The organism is Streptomyces sp. NPDC001231 (genome assembly GCF_042896885.1).
Lineage (GTDB): Bacteria > Actinomycetota > Actinomycetes > Streptomycetales > Streptomycetaceae > Streptomyces.
The window spans coordinates 1-1155 of sequence record NZ_JBIAXS010000086.1 but is presented as its reverse complement, the minus strand read 5'-3'; the positions used below and the strand labels follow the sequence as shown (position 1 = coordinate 1155).

1 protein-coding gene is annotated in these 1155 nt (G+C 66.2%); it reads left to right on the top strand.

The window, feature by feature from the left end; translation table 11 throughout:
• Positions 1-62 precede the first annotated feature (62 nt).
• On the top strand, positions 63-1154 hold the full coding sequence (locus ACFY3J_RS38870; protein WP_384188104.1) for an IS630 family transposase: 1092 nt from the start codon (positions 63-65) through the stop codon (positions 1152-1154).
• Position 1155: the final 1 nt, after the last annotated feature.

Sequence of the window (1155 nt, the reverse complement as noted above, 5' to 3'; positions counted from 1 at the left end):
CGCTAGTGTCCTGAGTCGTTAATTCGCTGCGTAAGTTGGTGTTTGGTCGGCATGATGGTCGGATGGCGAGGACGGGACGGCCGAAGGCCGAGCTGACGCTGACCGACGATGAGCGCGAGACGCTGTCCCGCTGGGCCAGGCGCCGGACCTCCTCGCAGGCGCTGGCCCTGCGGTGCCGGATCGTGCTGGAGTGCGCAACCGGCGCTTCGAACAAGGACGTTGCCGCCAGGCTCGGTATCGAGGCGCACACCGTGGGCCGGTGGCGGGCCCGTTTCGTGCGGGACCGGCTTGAGGGGCTGACCGACGAGCCGCGTCCCGGCGCCCCGCGGAAGATCACCGATGAGCACGTCGAAGAGGTGATCGTCAAGACGCTGGAGTCCACGCCGAAGGACGCAACCCACTGGTCGACGCGGTCGATGGCCGAGCAGGTGGGCCTGTCGCAGACGGCCGTGGCCCGGATCTGGCGCACCTTCGGCCTCAAGCCCCACCTGGTGGACACCTTCAAACTGTCCAGGGATCCCCAGTTCATCGAGAAGGTCCGCGACGTCGTCGGCCTGTATCTGGCCCCGCCCGAGCACGCACTGGTGCTCTGTGTGGACGAAAAAACCCAGATCCAGGCGCTGGACCGGTCCGCGCCGGTGCTGCCGATGATGCCGGGCATGCCCGAGCGGCGCACCCACGACTACGTGCGCGGCGGGGTCACCACCCTCTTCGCTGCGCTGAACACCGCTACCGGCGAGGTGATCGGCCAGATCCACCGCCGGCACCGGGCGATGGAATTCAAGAAGTTCCTCGCCCGCATCGACCGTGAGGTCCCCGCCGAGCTGGATGTCCACCTCATCTGCGACAACGCCTCCACCCACAAGACCCCCGCCATCCAGCGGTGGCTAGCCGCCCACCCCCGCTTCCACGTGCACTTCACCCCCACCAGCAGTTCCTGGCTCAACCAGGTCGAGCGGTGGTTCGCCCTGCTGACGACGAAGCAGATACGGCGAGGCGTCCACAAGAACGTCCAGGCCCTGGAGAAGGACATCCGCACCTGGATCAAGACCTGGAACGAAGACCCCAAGCCCTTCGTCTGGACGAAGACCGCAGACGAGATCCTCGAACGCCTCGCCGGATATCTGAACCGAATTAACAACTCAGGACACTAGG

What these genes read in the sequence shown, in the direction of transcription:
- ACFY3J_RS38870 (WP_384188104.1), top strand. Translation starts at nt 63, where the DNA reads ATGGCGAGGACGGGACGGCCGAAGGCCGAGCTGACGCTGACCGACGAT.